Raw genomic sequence first — 19281 nt, 5'->3', positions numbered from 1 at the left:
GGACGCGGAGCGCGGGCATGCGAGTTAAACGTTGTTAATTGCGTTCGGGTGCGGCGCCGAGCGCGCACTCATTCAGCACATGGCTGCAATTTTTGCGCTGTGAGGCGAGTGCATGATGACCTTCTCCGGCTGGCGTATGGGTGGCCGTTCTTCCGACTCGATCAAGGTGAAGGTATGAAGCATTCTCTGGTGTGCGCACTGCGCGGAGCGGGCCTGGCATTGGCGCTGACATCGTTGGACGCCCTGGCCCAGGCGCCGCTGCAGGCCACTCAAGTTCCCGGTTATTACCGCCTGGCGGTGGGCGACTACGAAGTGACGGCGCTGTTCGACGGCTACAACGATCTGTCGCCCAAGCTGCTCGAAGGCCTGAGCCAAAGCCAGATCCGCGCCTTGCTCGCCCGTCGCTCGATTGAAACACCGGGAGTGCAGACCGCGTTCAATGCTTTTCTGGTCAATACCGGTCAGCAACTGATCCTGGTGGACACCGGTGCCGGTCAGTGCATCGGCGCCACGGCTGGAATGCTCTCGGCGAACATGCAGGCCGCCGGTTATCGTCCGGAGCAGGTCGATGCCATCCTGCTTACTCATTTGCATCTGGATCACGTGTGCGGGCTGGTCGACGACAAGCAGCAACCGCTGTTCGCCAACGCTACGGTCTATGCGGCGAAGGCAGAAGCCGATTACTGGCTCGATCCCCAGGCGATGGCCAAGGCACCCGCCGGTGCCCGGGAGTTCTTCAAGATCGCTCAGGATTCCACCGCGCCTTATGTGGCAGCCGGCCGCTTCAAGACCTTCGCCTGCGGCCAGTCACCGCTGCCCGGTGTCGATGCCGTGCTGGAGCCAGGGCACACGCCGGGTAGCACCACGTACCGCTTTACCTCCCAAGGCCAGAGCATCCTGTTCATGGGCGACCTGGTGCATAACCTGGCGGTGCAGTTCGAGCATCCCGAGGTATCGATTCGTTTCGATGTCGACAATAAACGGGCGATCAAGAGCCGGGCCAAGGTGTTCAACGAGGCAGCCACCGCCAAGACCTGGGTGGCGGCAGCACATCTGCCGTTTCCAGGCATGGGGCATATCAGTGCAGTGGGCGGGCACTTCCAGTGGGTGCCGGTCGAGTATGGGCCTTATCAACGGGCAGCCAAGGTGCCGATGATCGAATGAAATCCGATTGCTTGCGCCGATAAAACAGGCCTTGCTTCACTGCCGGAACAATAATCGATCTTCAACACCCGAGAGTCGGCGTCAGCGTGTTTCGACCTGAGCCCTGACGTCGACCCAATGTCGGTAATTAACCCCCACCCAACCTGACTACCACTCGCCACCGTGACGGGTAGAGCAGAGTGCTGGCCATTTGTCAGCCAGCTAGCCCGCGCATTCTTGACAATCCATCTACTTGGGCAAATACTCGCGTCCATATTCATATATATGACTAGATAACAAGGTGAATAAGGTCGATGAAAGCTCTCTCCAGCGATGTCCGTCTGCCGCTCTATCAACGTTTGCGCGACCAATTGGCCGAGCAGATCGCCAATAATCGCTGGCGCCCGGGGGAGGCGATCCCGACTGAGGCTGCGTTGTCGGCGGAGTATCAATTGTCCACCGGTACTGTGCGCAAGGCTGTCGATGCGCTGGTCAGCGAGGGCATCCTGGAGCGTCAGCAAGGGCGCGGTACTTTCATTCGTCGACCGCAGTTCCAGTCGTCGCTGTTCCGTTTTTTCCGCTTTCAAAGTGCATCGGGCGAACGTCGGGTTCCCGAGAGCCGCATCCTGTCCGTGGAGCCGGTGGCCGCGCCTTCGGCGGTGGCCCAGGCGTTGGGGCTGCCGGTGGATGCACCGGTCATCCGCATTGTGCGGGTGCGTCTGCTGGAGGTGAAACCGGTGCTCGCCGAGGAAATCTGGCTGCCCCGTAGCCGCTTCCAACCCTTGCTCGAGATCGACCTGAGTCAACAGGGCCCGCTGCTCTATCCCATCTACGAAGAAACCTGTGGCCAGGTCGTCGCCTATGCCGAAGAAACCCTTACCGCCGAATCGGTGAATGAGGTGCACGCAAGATTGCTGCAGGTGCCGGTCAACAGCCCTGTGGTGGTGATCGAACGCCTGGCACGTGACTACGCCGGCAATCCCCTGGAGTGGCGACGCTCTCGCGGGCATGCCGAGCACTTCCGCTACAGCGTGGAAATTCGCTGACGCGGCCCGGCTAGGGGCGTCCAGCGGCGAGTGGGTCGCCGCTGTCTTTATCGTTTTGTTTGCCATGACTGGCCCTGTAGCGGCGCGGTTCGCTCTCGGCTGCCTTTCGTTCCACTTATAAGGATAAGAAGCATGTTCAGTTGGTATCGCCAAGTCACTGCGCGGGAGCGCAAAACGTTTTGGGCCTGTTTCGGCGGATGGTCGCTCGACGCCTTGGAAGTACAGATGTTCGGCCTGGCGATACCGGCGCTGATCGCCGCGTTCGCCCTGACCAAGGGCGATGCCGGGTTGGTCAGCGGCGTGACCCTGGTCACTTCGGCCCTGGGCGGTTGGGTCGGTGGGACGCTGTCGGACCGCTACGGTCGGGTGCGCACGTTGCAATGGATGATCTTGTGGTTTTCGTTCTTCACCTTCCTGTCGGCGTTCGTCACCGGCTTCCACTCGTTGTTGATCGTCAAGGCGCTGCAGGGCTTCGGGATCGGCGGGGAGTGGGCCGCCGGTGCGGTATTGATGGCCGAGACCATCAATCCCAAATACCGCGGCAAGGTCATGGGCACCGTACAAAGCGCTTGGGCGGTGGGTTGGGGGCTGGCGGTCGGCGTCTTCACGCTGATCTACTCCCTCGTGCCGCAGGACATGGCCTGGCGGGTGATGTTCGTCGTGGGCCTGCTGCCGTCGTTCCTGATCATCTGGGTGCGGCGCAACGTTGAAGAGCCCGACAGTTTCCAGCGCCTGAAAAAAGACAACGTCATTCCCCAGCGTTTCTTCAAATCCCTGGCCGGTATCTTTCGTCCCGAATTGATCCGTGTGACCTTGTTTGGCGGGTTGCTGGGGCTGGGTGCGCACGGCGGTTACCACGCCGTGATGACCTGGCTGCCGACTTTCCTCAAGACCGAACGCAACCTGTCGGTGCTCAACTCCGGCGGCTACCTGGCGGTGATCATCTTCGCCTTCTGGTGCGGCTGCGTGGTCAGTGGCTTGTTGATCGATCGCATTGGTCGTCGGAAAAACATCGTGTTGTTCGCGCTGTGCTGTGTGGTCACCGTGCAGTGCTATGTGTTCCTGCCGTTGACCAACACCCAGATGCTGTTCCTGGGGTTCCCGCTCGGCTTCTTCGCGGCCGGTATTCCGGCGAGCCTCGGGGCGTTTTTCAACGAATTGTACCCGGCGGATGTGCGCGGCGCCGGCGTGGGGTTCTGCTACAACTTCGGCCGGGTGCTCTCGGCGGTGTTCCCGTTCCTGGTCGGCCACATGAGCGATTCCATGTCCTTGGGCTCGGCCATTGGCATCGACGCCGGGATCGCCTACGGCGTGGCGGTGATCGCGGCGCTGTGCCTGCCGGAAACCCGTGGCCGCAGCCTGGAAGCCACTGTTGCATCTGCGCCTGTGGTTGAGCGTGACAGCCAGGGCGCCCGGGCCTGATTTTCCTTATTGTCGATAGATGAGCCTCATGCCTGATACCTGTACTAAACCGATCACCGGCATTGACTGCCACGCCCACGTGTTCAGCCGCGAGCTGGAGCTGGCCGCTGTCCGGCGCTACACACCTGACTATGACGCCACGCTCGCTCAATACCTGAGCCACCTGCACGCCCATGGCTTGAGCCATGGCGTGTTGGTGCAGCCGAGCTTTCTCGGCACCGATAACCGCTACCTGCTCGCTGCGCTACGGCAAGCACCGGAGCAGTTGCGTGGCGTCGTGGTTCTGGAGCGGGACGTCAGCCGCGCCGTGCTGGACGACATGGCCCGGCTGGGCGTGGTCGGTGTTCGCTTGAACCTGATGGGCAAAGCCTTGCCTGATTTTCGCGACGTCGCCTGGAACGGTTTTTTGGGTCACCTCGCGGAGCTGGATTGGCATGTCGAGTTGCATGCGAACCTGGCGGACTTGCCGGGGCTGATCGGTCAGCTGTTACCGTTTGGCATCCGTTTGGTGGTCGATCACTTCGGTCGCCCGGATGCGCGTGTGGGGCTGGATCAACCTGGCTTTGCCCAATTGATGGAGCTTGGGCGAGGCGGGCAGGTCTGGATGAAGGTGTCCGGCATCTATCGACTGGGCGCAACGGCCCCGCAGAACCTTGAATTCGCTCGCGCCTCGTTGACGTTGCTGGAACAATCTTTCGGTCCCGAGCGCCTGGTGTGGGGCAGCGACTGGCCGCACACGCAGCATGAAGAAAGTGTCGGCTTTGAAACGGTCATGGGGCAGTTGCGCGCATTGCAGTGTTCGGCGTCACTGATGCATGCGTTAATGGTTCAGGCCCCCCAGGCATTATTCAGGTTTTGAGGTGCAAGGCCTGTGACGTCGAGTTTTCCTGAACTCGCCCGGTGAATAGGGATCTAGACTCCATTGAAGCCCTGTGAGCAGTAGCCGTATCCGTCTCTAGAAGGATTTGCGCGCTGGAAGCATCGGCCCAGGCTATGGCGGCCGGGGCGCTGGACAGCGAGGGCGTTTCAGCCAGGCGGTTTGAGGAAGACTGATGTCGAACATTGAAGAGCTACCCATGGAAGCGTGCACGGCAAGCGAGTATGAAAGCTTGATCGCGATGGGGACGAGCGCGCTCGATGCCATTCCTGGTGCGGTGTACCTGTGCGATCGCCAGGGTTGGCTCGTGCGGTACAACAGTGAGGCGGCCGAGCTGTGGGGAAGGGCGCCAGTACTCGGAGAGAATGGCGCCCGTTTCTGCGGTGCCTATCGTCTGTTCCTGACCGACGGTACGCCGCTGCCATTCGAACACTGCCCGACCGCCTTGGCGCTCAATACCGGCATAGCCTCGCGCAACCAGGAAGTGCTCATCCAGCGCCCGGATGGCTCGCGCTTCGTGGCGCTGATGAACATCCGCGCCCTCAGGGATCGGCGCGGCGTCGTCCAAGGGGTGATCAATTGCTTCCAGGACGTCTCGGCGCATCACGCCATGGCCGAGGAGCTGCGGCGCAAGAGTGCCGACTTGGAAGACTTTTTCGAAAACAGCGCCGTGGGCCTGCATATCGTCAGTGGCGAGGGCATCATCCTGCGCGCCAACAAGGCGGAGCTGGCGCTGCTGGGTTATCCGGCGCAAGAATACATCGGGCGGCACATCACCGAGTTTCATGTCGACGAACCGGTTATCGGCGACATCCTCACCAAACTGGGCAGTGGCGATTGCCTGGAGAGCTATCCGGCGCGCCTGAGGGCGAAAGATGGCTCGATCAAGCATGTCACGATCACCTCGAACGGGCGCTTCGAGGACGGAAAGCTCTTCAACACCCGTTGTTTCACCATTGACAGAAGCTGCGTCCATGCGGCCGAGGCGGCACGCCAGGAAAGCGATGAGCGGCTTTCGGCGACCTATGAGGCGGTGACGATCGGGATTTCCGAGGTCGATATCGATGGTCGCTTGCTCCGGGTGAACGATGCCCTGTGCAACATGCTGGGGCGGTCGCGCGAAGAGCTCCTGTCGATGACGTTTCTGGACTACACCCACCCGGACTGTATTCAGCAGGATGCCGGGTTGTACGCCCGCCAGGTGGCCGGTGAGCTGGAGAACTACGTGCTACGCAAACGCGCCCTGAAGCCCGATGGCGAAGTGGTTTACCTCGACATCCACAGCTCGTCAGTGAGGGACGCCAACGGTACGTTTCGTTATGGCGTGCGGGTGTTGCAGGACGTCACGCTGGCGCGGCGGATGGAAAACCAGGTCCGCGAAAGCGAACGGCACATGCGCAATCTGCTCGAAGCCTTGCCTGCCGCGGTGTACACCACCGACGCCGAGGGGCGCATCACGTTCTTCAATCGCGCCGCCGTCGAGTTGTCGGGGCGCACGCCGCAGTTGGGCGAGATGTGGTGTGTGACCTGGAAACTGTTCAATACGGACGGCAGCGCACTTCCCCACGATCAATGCCCGATGGCGGTGGCGCTGAAGGAAAACCGGCCGATACGCGGCGTCGAGGCGGTTGCGCAGCGGCCGGATGGCAGCCATGTACCGTTCACGCCGTTTCCCACGCCGTTGCATGACGCCGATGGAAATCTGGTGGGCGCCATCAACATGCTGGTCGATATTTCCGAACGCAAACAGGCGGAAAACCGGCAGAAGACGCTGATCGATGAGCTCAATCACCGGGTCAAGAACACCCTGGCCACGGTGCAATCCCTGGCGGCCCAGACCGCGCGCAATGCAGAGGATGCGAAAGACGGCTACAGGCGTTTCGAGGCCAGGCTCCTGGCGTTGTCGCGGGCACACGATCTCTTGACCAAGCGCCATTGGGGGCAGACTCCGCTTCACACCCTGGCCCTTGAAGTGCTGATGCCGGTCTTTGGCCATGAACCTGGCCGCGTCGTGATCGAAGGTGCTTCTGCGGACGTCGGTACCCGGGTGGCGCTCAATCTGACGATGACCCTCAATGAACTGGCGATCAACGCGCTTAAATACGGGGCCATGTCGGTCGATACGGGGACGCTTTCAGTTACCTGGCACCTGCAAGCCCAGGCAGACGGAACGCTGCTGACCCTCGACTGGCGTGAACAAGGCGGGCCGCCCGTGTCACCCCCTGGACGGGAAGGGCTGGGTTCTCGCTTGATGAAGCGCTGCATCGAGCGTGACCTGGCCGGCAAGTTCGACCTCATCTACGCTCCGCAAGGCGTTTGCTGCCGCTTTTCGTTTCTGATTGGAGTATCTGGGGCATGACCCCATTTGCTGAGGTCAGGGTGCTGGTCGTCGAGGACGAAGGCGCGATTGCCCTGTTGATCGAGGAAATGCTGGAAGAGCTCGGATGCGAGGTGGTGGCGTCAGTCGCCCGGCTCGCTGCGGCACGTGATATAGCCGGTTCGGTGCAGGTTGACCTGGCGATCCTGGACGTCAACCTGGCTGGCGAGCGTGTTTTCCCAGTGGCCGAAATTCTTCGCGGTCGCAATATTCCCTTTCTATTCAGCACCGGATACGGCGCCAGCGGGCTGTCCGCCGAATATGCCGGGTGCCCGGTTCTGCACAAACCGTTCTCACAAAGCGAGCTGCAGCAGAAAATTGCCGTTACGCTGGCGGGCGCTCGCGACAGCGACTTGGCCTTCAGCTCCGATGCCAACTGACCCGGCGCTATCGCGAGCAGGCTCGCTCCCACAGTTTTTTCGAGTACTCGCAAAAGTCGTGTCCGGCCCAAATCCCTGTGGGAGCGAGCCTGCTCGCGATAGTGGCGGCACAGCCAACATCACAGCCGACTGATGCAACACTATCGCCAGCAAGCCCAGCCCTGACTTTCAAACCGGCCTCTACGAGACGTTGCCTCTGGACTGTGCTAAATCTCTACCGGCAGCCCACCAACCGCTATTACCCATTGAAGGAGTGATCATGAGTCTCCACGGTCATTACGATCCGCAGAACATCTTTGCGCTGATCCTTCGCGGCGATGCGCCGTGCTACAAGATTTACGAAGACGCCGATGTGATGGCCTTCCTGGATATTTTTCCTCAATCGCGCGGCCATGTCCTGGTCATCCCCAAAGGCTCCCAGGCACGCAATATCCTTGAGGTCGAGCCCGCTGTCCTGGGCGCGATGATATCTGCCGTGCAGCACCTGACGCGGATCATCGTGGACGAGTTGCAGCCGGACGGGGTCCAGGTCGCGCAGTTCAATGGAGCCGTGGCCGGGCAAACGGTCTATCACATTCACATGCACATCATTCCACGCTGGGAAGGTGAGGCGCCCGGTGTGCATGGCAGGGGCAAGGCTGATCCCGCAGAGCTGGAAGCACTCCAGGCTCGTCTGGTCGAGCGCATTCGCTCAGAGGCGTGATAGCGCGCGGGGCACGGGTCGCATCAGTTGCCGTGCCCCTGGCTGTTGCGGACCAACTCATAAGCCCGGCGTACCAATGGATTGACAGTATTCGGTCGAATCCACAGGTGATAGGTCACGTCCGGTAGCCGCGGTAAACCATCGTTTTCTCCCAATACCCGCATATCCGGCCCGAGCATTTCCATGCTGCGGGGCGTGACGCCCAACCCTGCGCGGGTCGCGGCCTTGATGCCGATCAGGTTCGAGGCCAGGTAGGCCTGGCGCCAGGGGATATTGGCGCGTTCGAGCGCCTCGAGGGCATAGCGGCGATAGATGCTGGGTTCGTCCACCAGGATCAGCGGCAACGGCTCGCCGGGATTGTGAAGGTACTGGGCCGAGCAGATCCACCATACCGGCGAGGTGCGCAAGGCGAAGCCTTCGAGGCTGGGATCCTGGCGGGTGGAAATGATCATGTCGACCTTGCCGCGACGCAGGTCGTCCATCAGGAACGGGCTGCGCCCGACATCGATCTCCAGGCGCAGGCGCGGGGCCGAGCGGGCGATGTGGCTGAGGATCGGTGGCAGGATGGTGTCGGCGATGTCGTGGGGCGAACCGATGCGCAGTACACCACTGAGGCTGCTCTCTCGCAGGGAACTGAGGACGTCATCGTTGAGCGATAGCATCTGCCGCGCATGCCTCAGCAATTGCTGGCCCGCTTCCGTCAGCTGTTTTTGCCGCCCGCGCTTTTCGAACAGGCTCACCCCGACCTGTTGTTCCAGGCGTTGCATGTGCTGGGTCACCGACGATTGCGTGCGGGACAGTTGGGCGCCCGCTTCGGCGAAGCTGTGGTGGTCGACCACAGCGATGAAGGTGCGCAGTAATTCGAGATCGAGGGTCGACATGGCGATTGCTTCATATCAAGGGTGCAAACCTAAACATTACAGAATTTTATGAATTGATGGGAAGAATGTGGCTCGTGGCTTTCTGTGGGCCAATAAAATAGCGGTTATGCGTTTTTTGCCTGAAAGCCAAACCTTTGAAGTTATAACGATATTAGATATTTGAATTTCCTTTGCCTTCGGGGGATACCTAGGATGCCCACTCATCAGGCCGGGGGACGCCGGCCATTCATGAGGGGAAATCCATGTTGCTCGAGCGCTCACCCGTAAAACGATTGCTGCCTGTCATGCTGGGCGCCTTGATCTCATTGTCGGCCGTCGACAGCGTCCGGGCCGATGCCACCCTGGACAAGATCGAGCAACGCCACGAACTGGTGGTCGGCGTGCTGCTGTCCGGTGGTCCGTTCGGTGGCATCGACCCCGCCACCCAGAAACCGCGTGGCTTGAACGTCGACCTGGCCCAGGAATTGGGTCGGCAACTGGGCGCCGAGGTGCAATTGGTGCCGGTATTGCCCGCCAACCGCGTGCAGTTCCTGCAGCAGGGTAAAGTCGATGTGCTGATCGCCAATATGGAATGGACCGCCGAGCGCGGTGAAATCCTCGGGTTCGTGCCCACGCCGTTCTACCGCGTCGGTGGCACCGCGGCGGTACTCAAGGACAGTACGATCAGCCGCTGGGAAGACCTGAAGAATCAACCGGTGTGCACCTCCCAGGGCAGCAGCTATATCAAGCCGCTCACCGAGTTGGGCGTCGAGATCAAGGCCTTCAAGAGCTCCTCGGAATCACTCCTGGCGCTGCGGGGCAACAACTGCGTTGCCGCGGTGCACGACGCCACGCTGATCAATCCGCTGATTGCCGACAATGCCGAATGGCAGGGCTACCGCGCCCTGAGCCCGGAGTTGAACCCGGCACCCTCGGTGATCTGGACGCGCAAGGGCGAGAGCGATACCCAGGCCAGGCTCGATCCGATCATCAAGCAATTGCACCGCAGCGGCTGGCTGATCGAGGCCCAGACCCGTAACCGCATCACGCCGGCGTCACCGGCCTTGGTGGAGTTGCAGAAACAGTTCCAGGCCAACGGTGCCTGAGGACCGTCGCGCCTGCTTTTCTCTCCCAACGACCGACGCTCAAGGTAATCACCCATGACTTCATTTTTCACCCCTCGAACCCTGGTCAGCCTGTGCCTGGCATGCTCCATCGGATCGGCTGCCAGCCTGGCCCAGGCCGATGCCACGCTGGACCGGATCGAGCAACGTCACGCGATCAGCGTCGGGGTGATGCTCAGTGGCGCGCCCTTCGGCACGATCGACCCCAAGACTGGCGAACACCTGGGCTACAACGTCGAATTGGCCCAGGGCATCGGCAAGGCGCTGGGCGTGGAAACCCAGACCGTATCGGTCCTGGCGCCAAACCGCGTGCAATTCCTGCAACAGGGCAAAGTCGACATCCTGATCGCCAACATGCAGTTCACCGAAGAGCGCGGCGAGATTCTCGACTATGTGCCCACGCCTTATGAGGAGGTTGGTGGCGCGGCGTTGATTCGCAAGGGTTCCGGCATCAGCCAGTGGGCCGACCTCAAAGGCAAGCCAGTGTGCGTGTCCCAGGGCAGCAATTTCATCAAGCCCCTGCAGGAAACCTATGGCGCACAGATCAAGGCTTTTCGCAGCCAGTCCGAGTCGCTGTTGTCGTTGCGCGGCAATGGCTGCGTGGCCGCGGTCCATGTGAGTCCGACCCTGCATGCGCTGCTGAGTGAAGACGAATGGGCCGGCTATGAAATTCCGCTGCCGGGGGATCTGATTCCGTCGAATTCGGTGATCTGGCTGCGCAAGGGCGAGCACGATACCCAGGCGAAACTCGATGCCATCGTGCGCGACTGGCACCGCAGCGGCTGGCTGATCGAGTTGGGCGAGCGTACCGGCATGGCGCCGTCCCAGGCCCTGCGTGATCTGCATGCCAAGTACAGCAATGCCGCCCCCCTGGCCGCGCAACCATGAGCCAGTCGTTGTTTGCGGCGTTGCAGGCATTGGTGGGTGCCAGGCATGTGCAGAGCAGTGAAGAAGCCGCGCCGTACCTGACGGACAAGCAGGGCCGTTACGTCGGCCAAGTGATTGCCGCGGTACACCCGGCCAGCACCGAAGAGGTGGCGGCGGTGGTCCGGGCTTGCGTCGCGACCGATACGCCCGTGGTGGTGCAGGGCGGCAACACTGGACTGATGGGCGGCGCCACCCCGGACGCCAGCGGTCGCGCCGTGTTGCTATTGCTCGACCGAATGAATCGGGTACGTGCGGTGGACACCGACAACGACACCCTGACTGTCGAGGCGGGCTGCATCCTGCAAACTGTCCAGGAGGTTGCGCGTGCGGCCGGTCGCTTGTTCCCTCTGAGCCTCGGCGCCGAAGGCAGTTGCACCCTCGGCGGCAACCTGGGGACCAATGCCGGCGGCACCGCAGTGCTGCGCTATGGCAATACCCGCGAACTGACCCTGGGCCTGGAAGTCGTGACCGCCCAGGGTGAGATCTGGAACGGCCTGCGCGGCTTGCGCAAGGACAATACCGGCTACGATCTGCGGGACCTGTTTATCGGCAGCGAAGGCACGCTGGGCATTATCACCGCCGCGACCCTGAAGCTGTTTCCACTGCCCAAAGCCCAGGCCACCGCGCTACTGGCGTTCGACTCGTTGGAGCAGGCAGTGGCCTTGCTGTCTCACGCCCGCGCCGGTTTTGGGGCCAGCCTGACGGCCTTCGAGTTGCTCAGCGCCGGGTGCCTTGCATTGTTGCGCGAGCAGTTTCCCGACGGTCCGCGGCCATTCTCCAATGCTCACCAGCCTTGGTTCGCACTGTTGGAACTGTCCGATAACCACAGTGAAAGTCATGCACGGGAAGTCTTCGAACAGGTGCTGGGCGAGGCCTTCGAGCAACACCTGCTGGCCGATGCGCTGATCGCTGAAAACCTCGTCCAGAGCCAGGCGTTCTGGCGACTGCGGGAAAACATGAGCGATGCGCAAAAGCGCGCCGGGCGCAACATCAAGCATGACATCTCGGTGCCGATTTCCCAGGTCGCGGCATTCGTTGCCCATACCGATGCGCTGCTGCAACAGCATTTTCCCGGCGTGCGGCACTACACCTTCGGTCATCTGGGCGACGGCAACCTGCATTACAACGTTGCCCATCCGCTGGGTTCCACGGTTGACGCGCACATGGCCCATTACACCGCGCTCAGCCAACTGGTCCACGACAGCGCCCATGCCCACGGTGGCTCGATCAGCGCCGAACACGGTATCGGCCAGCGCAAGGTTAATGTGCTGGGGCGCTACAAAAGTGCGGTGGAACTGGACCTGATGCGTCGGATCAAGCAGGCGCTGGATCCGCGCAATCTGCTCAATCCGGGCAAGGTGCTGGAGGACACGCGGCCATGACGCTTTACCTGTCCAAACGCGTGCAGCGGGTCTCGCTGTCAGCCAATGCCGCCGCCAAGTCCCGGGCCACGGCCCTGCGTGAGGCCGGTCGCGACATCCTCGACCTGACCACCGGCGAGCCGGATTTCGATACGCCGGTGCACGTCAAGCAGGCCGCCTACGCCGCAATTGCGGCCGGCGCCACCAAGTACACGCCGACGCCGGGCGTAAGGGCCTTGCGTGAGGCCGTGCAACACAAGCTGCGCACGGAAAACCAGCTGGACTATCCGCTGGCATCCATCGTGATTGCCAACGGTGCGAAACAGATCATCTTCAACGCCTTCGCCGCGACGCTCGATGACGGCGACGAAGTGCTGGTACCGACGCCGTACTGGCCGTCCTTCCCGGACAGTGTGCGTTTCAATGGTGGTGAACCGGTGTTCATCGAATGCGGGCTGGACCAGGGCTGCAAGCTCACGCCGCAACAACTGGAGCAACACATCGGCGAGCGTACGCGCTGGCTGATCCTCAACAGCCCTGGCAACCCCAGTGGCGCGGTGTACAGCGAGGCCGAACTGCAAGGCCTGGCCCAGGTACTGCGGCGTCATGCCCACGTGCTGATTCTGCTGGATGAGCTCTACGAGCACATTCGTTTCGACGGCCGTCCGGTCCAGGGCTTGCTCAACGTCGCGCCCGATCTGCAAGCGCGCTGCCTGCTGGTGGGCGGGGTATCGAAAACCTATGCCATGACCGGCTGGCGCATCGGTTTCGGTGCCGGGCCGCAAGCGTTGACCGATGCCATGACGGTGGTGCAATCGCAATCCACTTCCGGGGCTTCCTCGGTCGGCCAGGCGGCGGCGTTGGCGGCGTTCGAGGGTGGGCTGGATTTCCTCGCGGAACAGGTTGCGGCTTATCGTCAACGCCGTGACGTGCTGGTGAGTAGCTTGCGCAGTGTCGAAGGCCTTGAAGTCCTCGAGCCTCAAGGTGGTTTTTTCGTATTTGTGCGCTGCGCCGGGTTGTTGGGGCGCTACCGCCCGGACGGCCAGCGTCTGGAGCACGATACCGACGTTGTCGAGTACCTGCTGGACGAGGGCGTCGCTGGCGTCGCGGGCGGTGCTTATGGCTTGTCGCCGTGGTTTCGCCTGTCCATCGCCACGGCGACCGCAACCGTTGCCGAAGCGGGCCGCCGAATTGCCCATGCTTGCGGCCGATTGAGGGGCGAGCGATGAGCCATTGGCTGGAGCAGTTCGTCCATTGGAGCGCCGGGGTCGGCCTCAACTACAACTTTTTGCTCGATGCCTATCAGCGCGGCACGCTGGAGCAGGGCGCGTTGACCACGGTGTTGTTGTGCCTGTTGACCATCGTCGGCAGCCTGCTGGCGGGCGTCGGCCTGGCGGCACTGTTGACCTCGGGCAAGCCCTGGCTCGCCAGGCCGGCGCGGGTGTTCATCGAAGTCACCCGCAATACGCCGACCCTGGTCCAGCTGTATTGCGCCTTCCTGGTGCTGAACATGCTGCTGACCGAGGCCGTCGGTGCGGCCAACCCGCTGACACCCTTCGCCTGGGTGGTGATCGTGATCTCGCTGCACAAGGGTGCGTTCCATGCCGAAGCGCTGCGGGCCGGCATCGAGGCGGTGCCTGCGGTGACCCTGGAGGCCGCCAGTTCGCTGGCCTTCGATCACCGCCAATTGTTATGGAACGTGCAACTGCCCCTGGCCCTGCGTTTTGCCTTGCCGTCGCTGATCAATAACCTGATCGACCTGGTGAAAATGACCGCCGTGGCCTCGGCCATTGCCGTGGGCGACATCACCTACGCGGCCATCATGATCTGGACCCAGAGCGATAACGTGCTGGAGCTGATGATTCTGATCCTGGGGTTTTTCGGCCTGCTGAGTTTCACCGTCAATTGCGTGGGGCGCTACCTTGAAGCGCGCCTGAGGATGCCCGGCTATGGCCATTGATTCGTCCGTCATCGTGCCGCTGACTTGGCCGCGTCGACATTTCGGCAAGGTGCTGCTGAGGATCGGAGCGCTGTCCTGGCTGGTGTATTTCGCCCCGCACAGCCCGGTGTTCAAGGCCTTGTTGCAATGGTCACCGGCCCTGGCCGCAGGCTTCGGCCAGAATATTCTCATCAGTCTGCTGGCCATTGGGCTGGGTTCTGCCGCGGGGTTGGTGGTCGGCGCCATGGTCCTGTCGCCCCTGCGCTTGCTGCGCTGGCCGGCACGGATCTGGGTGCAGGTCTTGCGCAACGCGCCGTGGCTGGTGCTGATCTATTTCACCACCTATGTGTTCCCGTTCGAGATTCGTATCGGCCACGGCTATGTCTCGTTTCCCGACTGGATCAAGGTCACCCTCGGCCTGGCGTTGCCGGCCAGTGCCAACGTCGCGGAAATCTTCCGGGGCGCGATTGCCTCGATCCCCAGTACTCAATGGGAGGCCGCGCGCTCCCTGGCGTTCACCCGTGGGCAGATTTTCCGCTCGATCATCCTGCCGCAGTGCTTCAAGCGCATGTTGCCGCCGTGGATGAACCTCTACGCGGTGATCACCATGGGCACCGCGCTGGCCTCCCTGGTGGGCGTGCATGACGTGATCGATACCGCGCAGATCGCCAGCAATACCGTGAACCTGACCGGCTTCACCGTGGTGATCTACCTGAGCCTGCTGGTGCTGTTCTTCGCCTATTGCTACCCGATTTCCCGCCTCACCCAATACCTGGAGCGACGTTATGCCTTCTACTGAAACCGTCGCCGAACCCCTGGTCAGCCTGCGCGACCTGCACCTGTCGTTCGGCAGCAACCCGGTGCTCAAGGGCATTGACCTGGATGTGCGCCGTGGCGAGGCCGTGTCGATCATCGGTCCGTCCGGCTCGGGCAAGTCGACGATCCTGCGTTGCATTACCGGCCTGTTACAGCCCCAGCGCGGCAGCATTCGCGTCGGTGCCACCGAAGTCCACACCCTGGCCCAGGAAGCCCAGCGCATCGAATTGCGCAAGCGCGTGGGGTTTGTGTTCCAGCAGTACAACCTGTTCCCGCATCTGTCGGTGCTGGAGAACCTGGTGATCGCACCGCGCAAGGTCCTGGGTCGCAATCGGGCCGACGCCGAGAAAGACGCCCGCGCCTTGCTCGCCAAGGTGCGCATGGAGCACAAGGCCGATGCCTACCCGGGGCAGCTCTCGGGCGGCCAGCAACAACGGGTGGCGATTGCCCGCGCCCTGGCGATGCGTCCGGAGCTGATTCTGTTCGATGAAGTGACCTCGGCCCTGGACCCGGAAACCGTCGGCGAGGTGTTGACGGTGATTCGCGAGCTGACCGAAGAGGGCATGACCTGCGTGCTGGTGACCCACGAAATGCGCTTCGCCGAGGAGATCAGCGATGTCGTCTATTTCACCGAGAACGGTGTGATCGTCGAGCACGGTAGCGCCGCGCGGATTTTCCAGCACCCCACCAGCGAGCGCACCCGGGAGTTTCTGCGCCATGCCTTGGGTGACCCAGGGCGGCGTCTGCCCAACGCCGATGATCCGTACCTGTTGACCAACCTGAGTCGCTACAGCCTGTCCGTTTAATTGTCTGTTCTGAACAATGGAGCCTGCCCCATGAGCGTGTTTAGCCGTCCCGATGTCATCGAAGCCTTCCTGCAGAAAGTACGCGTCATCCATCAGCGCGGGGTCGATCGTGCCGCGCTGACTGAAATCGTTGGTCTGTTGGAAGGTCTGGCCGAGCGCCGCGACCTGTTCAACTTCGAAACCTTTCCGGCGCCGGTGCCGGGGCAGGGCAGCACCGCGTTCCGCTACCGCCTCAATGACGATGGCGACACTCCGACGTTGTACCTGAACTCGCTGCTGCCGGGCAAAAGCACGATCCCTCACAACCACGAAACCTGGGCGATTATCAGTGCTATCGAGGGCCAGGAAATCAACTACGTCTACCAGCGCGACGACGAGGGGCGTGAACCGGGTTACACCACCCTGCACCTGGAAAAAGAAGTGATCGTGCAGCCCGGCACCTCGATTTCGTTCCTTGGGGAAGATCTGCATGGCATTCGGGTCGCCGGAGAGCAGCCGACCCTGCATTTCCACCTGTATGGCTTGCCGCTGGAGTCGCTCAATGGCCGTTATGGAGTCGAGGCCGATGGGCGGATTCTCAATTACAACGCCTCGCAAATGGCCCCGTCGATCAAGGCCTACGCCCACTGACGCCACCTCGTGCTCCAGTCACTCCATTTTTCCAGCGGGACTCCCATGAGCCAGACCATAACTCCCGGACAACTGCAGCAGTGGTTGTTCGATGGGCAGGAAATCGCCCTGTTTGATGTGCGCGAGCACGGCCAGTACGGCGAAGCCCATCTGTTTTTCGGGGTGAACCTGCCCTATAGCCGATTGGAGTTGGAGGCGCGGCGGCTGGCGCCCAACCCTCGGGTGCGGTTGGTGATCTATGACCAGGATGGCGCGGACCTGGCGGTGCGAGCGGCACAACGCCTGCAAGCGCTGGGCTACATCAATGTGTATAGCCTGGAGGGCGGCGCCGACGGTTGGCAGGCAGCCGGCTATCAGCTGTTTGCCGGTGTGCACGTACCGTCCAAGGCCTTTGGCGAACAGGTGGAGGCCGTCCGGCATACGCCTCACGTCAGCGCCCGTCAACTGGCGCAATGGCAGGCCCGGGGTGAGCCCTTGGTGGTACTCGACGGCCGACCGTTGGAGGAGTATCGCAAGATGACCATCCCCGGTTCGATCTGTTGCCCGAATGGCGAACTGGGCTACCGCGTGCACGACCTGGTACCGGACGAGCAGACCCCCATCGTGGTCAATTGCGCGGGTCGAACCCGCAGCATCATCGGCGCCCAGACGCTGATCGACCTGGGGCTCAAGAACCCGATCTATGCCCTGGAGAACGGTACGCAAGGCTGGTACCTGGAAGACCTGCAACTGGAGCATGGTAGCGAGCGCCGTTATGCCGACCAGGTATCGGCCGCTACATTGCCGGCGCAGCGCTTGGCGGCGGCACGACTGGCCGAACGGGCCGGCGTGCCTACCGTCGAGGCTACTCAGGTCGAGCAGTGGGCTGCGGACGCTGGGCGCAGTCTTTTTCTCTGCGACGTGCGCACCGCTGAAGAGTTTGCCGCCGGCACGCTGCCAGGAGCACAACACACGCCGGGCGGGCAGTTGATTCAATCCACCGACCTGTATGTTGGCGTACGCCAAGCGCGGGTTGTGCTGTTCGATGACGACGGCGTGCGCGCACCGATCATCGCCAGTTGGTTGCGGCAGTTGGGGCATGAGGCTTTTGTATTGTCGGGTGGGCTGAGCAGTGGCTTTGCATTACCGGTTCCAGCAGTCGTCGCGCCTGAAAAACTGCCGCTGATCAGCGTGCGGGCCTTGGCCGATGCCCTGAAGGATGACACGGTGGCATTGATCGACCTGCGCTCGAGCAGCGCCTATCGCAAAGCGCATATCGCCGGCGCGCGTTGGTCGATCCGGCCCTTGCTGGCCGCCGCGCTGGCAGATGAACGACGGCCAGTGGTGCTGGTGGCCGATGATTCCCGGCTTGCCGCCCTGGCGGCGCTGGAGCTGCCGCACACGGCAGTGCGCTGGTTGGCCGACGGCGTGGATACCTGGCGTTCGGCAGGCCTTGCATTGCAAGAGGGTGCCCAGACGCTGGCAGATGAACAGTGTATTGATTTCCTCTTCTTCACCCACGACCGCCACGCTGGAAACAAGGACGCGGCGCGCCAATACCTGGCCTGGGAAATCGGCCTGCTGGCACAGATGAGCGCAGACGAAGTCGCCAGCCTGAAGCCGCTGCAACCAGGGTCGCAAAGCGTTGTCGGTGGGCTGGATCGCACCCGCCTGGTCCAGGGCGCGCGCCCGGAAAAAGGCAGCGGTGCCCGCTCGGTCAACGTACCGGTCAGCCGCCTGAGCACGGTGCTGTTCGACAACCTGGCACAGATGCGTGACGCCCGTTCCCGGCGCGACAGCGAGCGAGTCCTGAGCTATGGCGCCCGGGGCAATCCGACGGCCTTCGCCCTGGAAGACCTCGTCACCGAATTGGAGGGCGGCTATCGCACTCGTTTGTTTGGCACTGGGTTGGCTGCCGTGGCGCAAACCTTCCTGGCCTACCTGCGACCTGGCGATCATGTACTGATCACCGATGCGGTGTACGCACCGGTACGGCGCGTGGCCCGGGACTTCCTCGAAACCTTCGGCATAGAAGTCGACTACTTCGCCCCCGACGGCAGCGACCTGCCCGGACGGCTGCAAGCCAACACCAAAATGGTCTACACCGAAGTGCCCGGTTCATTGCTGTACGAACTCTGCGACTTGCCGGCCATTGCCGCACTCTGCAAGCCGCGGGGCATCCTGCTGGCAGTGGACAATACCTGGGGTTCGGGCGTGCTGTACCGGCCACTGACATTGGGCGCCGACATCTCGATCATGGCCCTGACCAAATACTTGAGCGGCCACAGCGACGTGGTCATGGGCAGCGTTTGCACTCGGCAGGAGGCTTGGCCGGCACTGGCGGCCATGAGCGACACTTTCGGCAATACCGTCAGTCCCGACGACGCCTATCTTGTCCTGCGCGGCGCCCGCACCCTGGCGCCTCGCATGGACATGCACGAGCGACAGGCGCTGGAAGTCGCCCATTGGTTGCAGGCACAACCGCAGGTGAAGCGCGTCTTTCATCCAGCCTTGCCCGACCATCCTGGTCACGCCCTTTGGCAGCGGGATTTCAAGGGCAGCAACGGCTTGCTGTCCTTTGAGCTTCGCGAAAATGACGACACTTACCTGGAGCGATTCATCGACGCCTTGCAGGTGTTTGGGTTGGGTGCATCCTGGGGCGGGTTTGAGAGTTTGGTGACTGTCGCTGATACCAAGGACCGGCAACGTGCCGAGGATCGGGCGTTGAATCCGGTGGTGCGCTTGCATGTTGGGTTGGAGGATGTCGAGGTGTTGGTCGAGGACCTGCGGCGGGGGTTCGCACAGGCCGCTTTCGAGCCGCTCACACCCGACCGTTGAGCCTGGAAGCACTGGGGGCACAACCACACCCAGGTTGTGCGCTCCACTTGTTT

General features: G+C 62.2%; 17 protein-coding genes. 16 read left to right on the top strand and 1 reads right to left on the bottom strand.

What is annotated here, in order from left to right:
* The first annotated feature begins 174 nt into the window (after positions 1 to 174).
* The 7 genes from PSH86_RS17420 to PSH86_RS17390 all read left to right on the top strand — a co-directional run bounded on the left by PSH86_RS17420 (position 175) and on the right by PSH86_RS17390 (position 7948).
* Positions 175 to 1164, top strand: a complete 990-nt coding sequence (locus PSH86_RS17420; RefSeq protein ID WP_305483831.1) for an MBL fold metallo-hydrolase — start codon at positions 175 to 177, stop codon at positions 1162 to 1164.
* Positions 1165 to 1457: 293 nt separating this feature from the next.
* Complete coding sequence (locus PSH86_RS17415; protein WP_109753059.1) at positions 1458 to 2189, top strand: GntR family transcriptional regulator; 732 nt, start codon at positions 1458 to 1460, stop codon at positions 2187 to 2189.
* A gap of 132 nt (positions 2190 to 2321) precedes the next feature.
* Positions 2322 to 3611: an MFS transporter gene (locus PSH86_RS17410; RefSeq protein WP_305483828.1), complete on the top strand. Its 1290-nt coding sequence runs from the start codon at positions 2322 to 2324 to the stop codon at positions 3609 to 3611.
* A 28-nt stretch (positions 3612 to 3639) separates the two neighbouring features.
* Positions 3640 to 4470 (top strand): amidohydrolase, encoded by an 831-nt coding sequence (locus PSH86_RS17405; RefSeq protein ID WP_305483827.1) that lies wholly within the window; start codon positions 3640 to 3642, stop codon positions 4468 to 4470.
* Between the two features lie 193 nt (positions 4471 to 4663).
* Positions 4664 to 6847 (top strand): PAS domain S-box protein, encoded by a 2184-nt coding sequence (locus PSH86_RS17400; protein ID WP_305483825.1) that lies wholly within the window; start codon positions 4664 to 4666, stop codon positions 6845 to 6847.
* Positions 6844 to 7245: a response regulator gene (locus PSH86_RS17395; RefSeq protein ID WP_305483823.1), complete on the top strand. Its 402-nt coding sequence runs from the start codon at positions 6844 to 6846 to the stop codon at positions 7243 to 7245. The genes PSH86_RS17400 and PSH86_RS17395 overlap by 4 nt, the downstream gene beginning before the upstream one ends.
* Before the next feature lie 259 nt (positions 7246 to 7504).
* Positions 7505 to 7948 carry an HIT family protein gene (locus PSH86_RS17390; RefSeq protein WP_109753053.1) on the top strand — a complete coding sequence of 148 codons (444 nt, stop codon included), beginning with the start codon at positions 7505 to 7507 and terminating at the stop codon, positions 7946 to 7948.
* A 23-nt stretch (positions 7949 to 7971) separates the two neighbouring features.
* Here the strand turns inward: PSH86_RS17390 and PSH86_RS17385 are convergent, their stop codons facing one another.
* Positions 7972 to 8829: a LysR substrate-binding domain-containing protein gene (locus PSH86_RS17385; RefSeq protein WP_109753052.1), complete on the bottom strand. Its 858-nt coding sequence runs from the start codon at positions 8827 to 8829 to the stop codon at positions 7972 to 7974.
* Positions 8830 to 9071: 242 nt separating this feature from the next.
* Between PSH86_RS17385 and PSH86_RS17380 the strand changes: the two genes are divergently transcribed.
* Genes PSH86_RS17380 through metC form a run of 9 tightly spaced genes read left to right on the top strand, consistent with a single transcriptional unit; the run spans position 9072 to position 19228 of the window.
* Positions 9072 to 9914 (top strand): transporter substrate-binding domain-containing protein, encoded by an 843-nt coding sequence (locus PSH86_RS17380; RefSeq protein ID WP_116832592.1) that lies wholly within the window; start codon positions 9072 to 9074, stop codon positions 9912 to 9914.
* Between the two features lie 54 nt (positions 9915 to 9968).
* Entirely contained in the window at positions 9969 to 10820 is an 852-nt protein-coding gene (locus PSH86_RS17375) for a transporter substrate-binding domain-containing protein (protein ID WP_116832591.1), read from the top strand.
* On the top strand, positions 10817 to 12241 hold the full coding sequence (locus PSH86_RS17370) for an FAD-binding oxidoreductase (RefSeq protein ID WP_109753049.1): 1425 nt from the start codon (positions 10817 to 10819) through the stop codon (positions 12239 to 12241). The genes PSH86_RS17375 and PSH86_RS17370 overlap by 4 nt, the downstream gene beginning before the upstream one ends.
* The gene (locus tag PSH86_RS17365; protein WP_109753048.1) at positions 12238 to 13449 is read left to right on the top strand and encodes an aminotransferase class I/II-fold pyridoxal phosphate-dependent enzyme; all 1212 of its coding nucleotides are present in this window, start codon (positions 12238 to 12240) and stop codon (positions 13447 to 13449) included. Before PSH86_RS17370 ends, PSH86_RS17365 begins: the two co-directional genes overlap by 4 nt.
* Positions 13446 to 14180 carry an amino acid ABC transporter permease gene (locus PSH86_RS17360; protein ID WP_305483817.1) on the top strand — a complete coding sequence of 245 codons (735 nt, stop codon included), beginning with the start codon at positions 13446 to 13448 and terminating at the stop codon, positions 14178 to 14180. Before PSH86_RS17365 ends, PSH86_RS17360 begins: the two co-directional genes overlap by 4 nt.
* Entirely contained in the window at positions 14170 to 14958 is a 789-nt protein-coding gene (locus PSH86_RS17355) for an amino acid ABC transporter permease (protein WP_305483816.1), read from the top strand. The genes PSH86_RS17360 and PSH86_RS17355 overlap by 11 nt, the downstream gene beginning before the upstream one ends.
* Positions 14945 to 15781, top strand: a complete 837-nt coding sequence (locus PSH86_RS17350; RefSeq protein WP_109753045.1) for an amino acid ABC transporter ATP-binding protein — start codon at positions 14945 to 14947, stop codon at positions 15779 to 15781. The genes PSH86_RS17355 and PSH86_RS17350 overlap by 14 nt, the downstream gene beginning before the upstream one ends.
* A gap of 30 nt (positions 15782 to 15811) precedes the next feature.
* Positions 15812 to 16411 carry a cysteine dioxygenase gene (locus PSH86_RS17345; RefSeq protein WP_025569695.1) on the top strand — a complete coding sequence of 200 codons (600 nt, stop codon included), beginning with the start codon at positions 15812 to 15814 and terminating at the stop codon, positions 16409 to 16411.
* 45 nt (positions 16412 to 16456) lie between these two features.
* Positions 16457 to 19228, top strand: a complete 2772-nt coding sequence (gene metC / locus PSH86_RS17340) for a cystathionine beta-lyase (RefSeq protein WP_305483813.1) — start codon at positions 16457 to 16459, stop codon at positions 19226 to 19228.
* Positions 19229 to 19281 lie beyond the last annotated feature (53 nt).

The organism is Pseudomonas sp. FP2300 (genome assembly GCF_030687595.1).
Lineage (GTDB): Bacteria > Pseudomonadota > Gammaproteobacteria > Pseudomonadales > Pseudomonadaceae > Aquipseudomonas > Aquipseudomonas bijieensis.
Note: the sequence above shows the minus strand (reverse complement) of the source record. Positions and strands in the feature narration are given on the sequence as shown.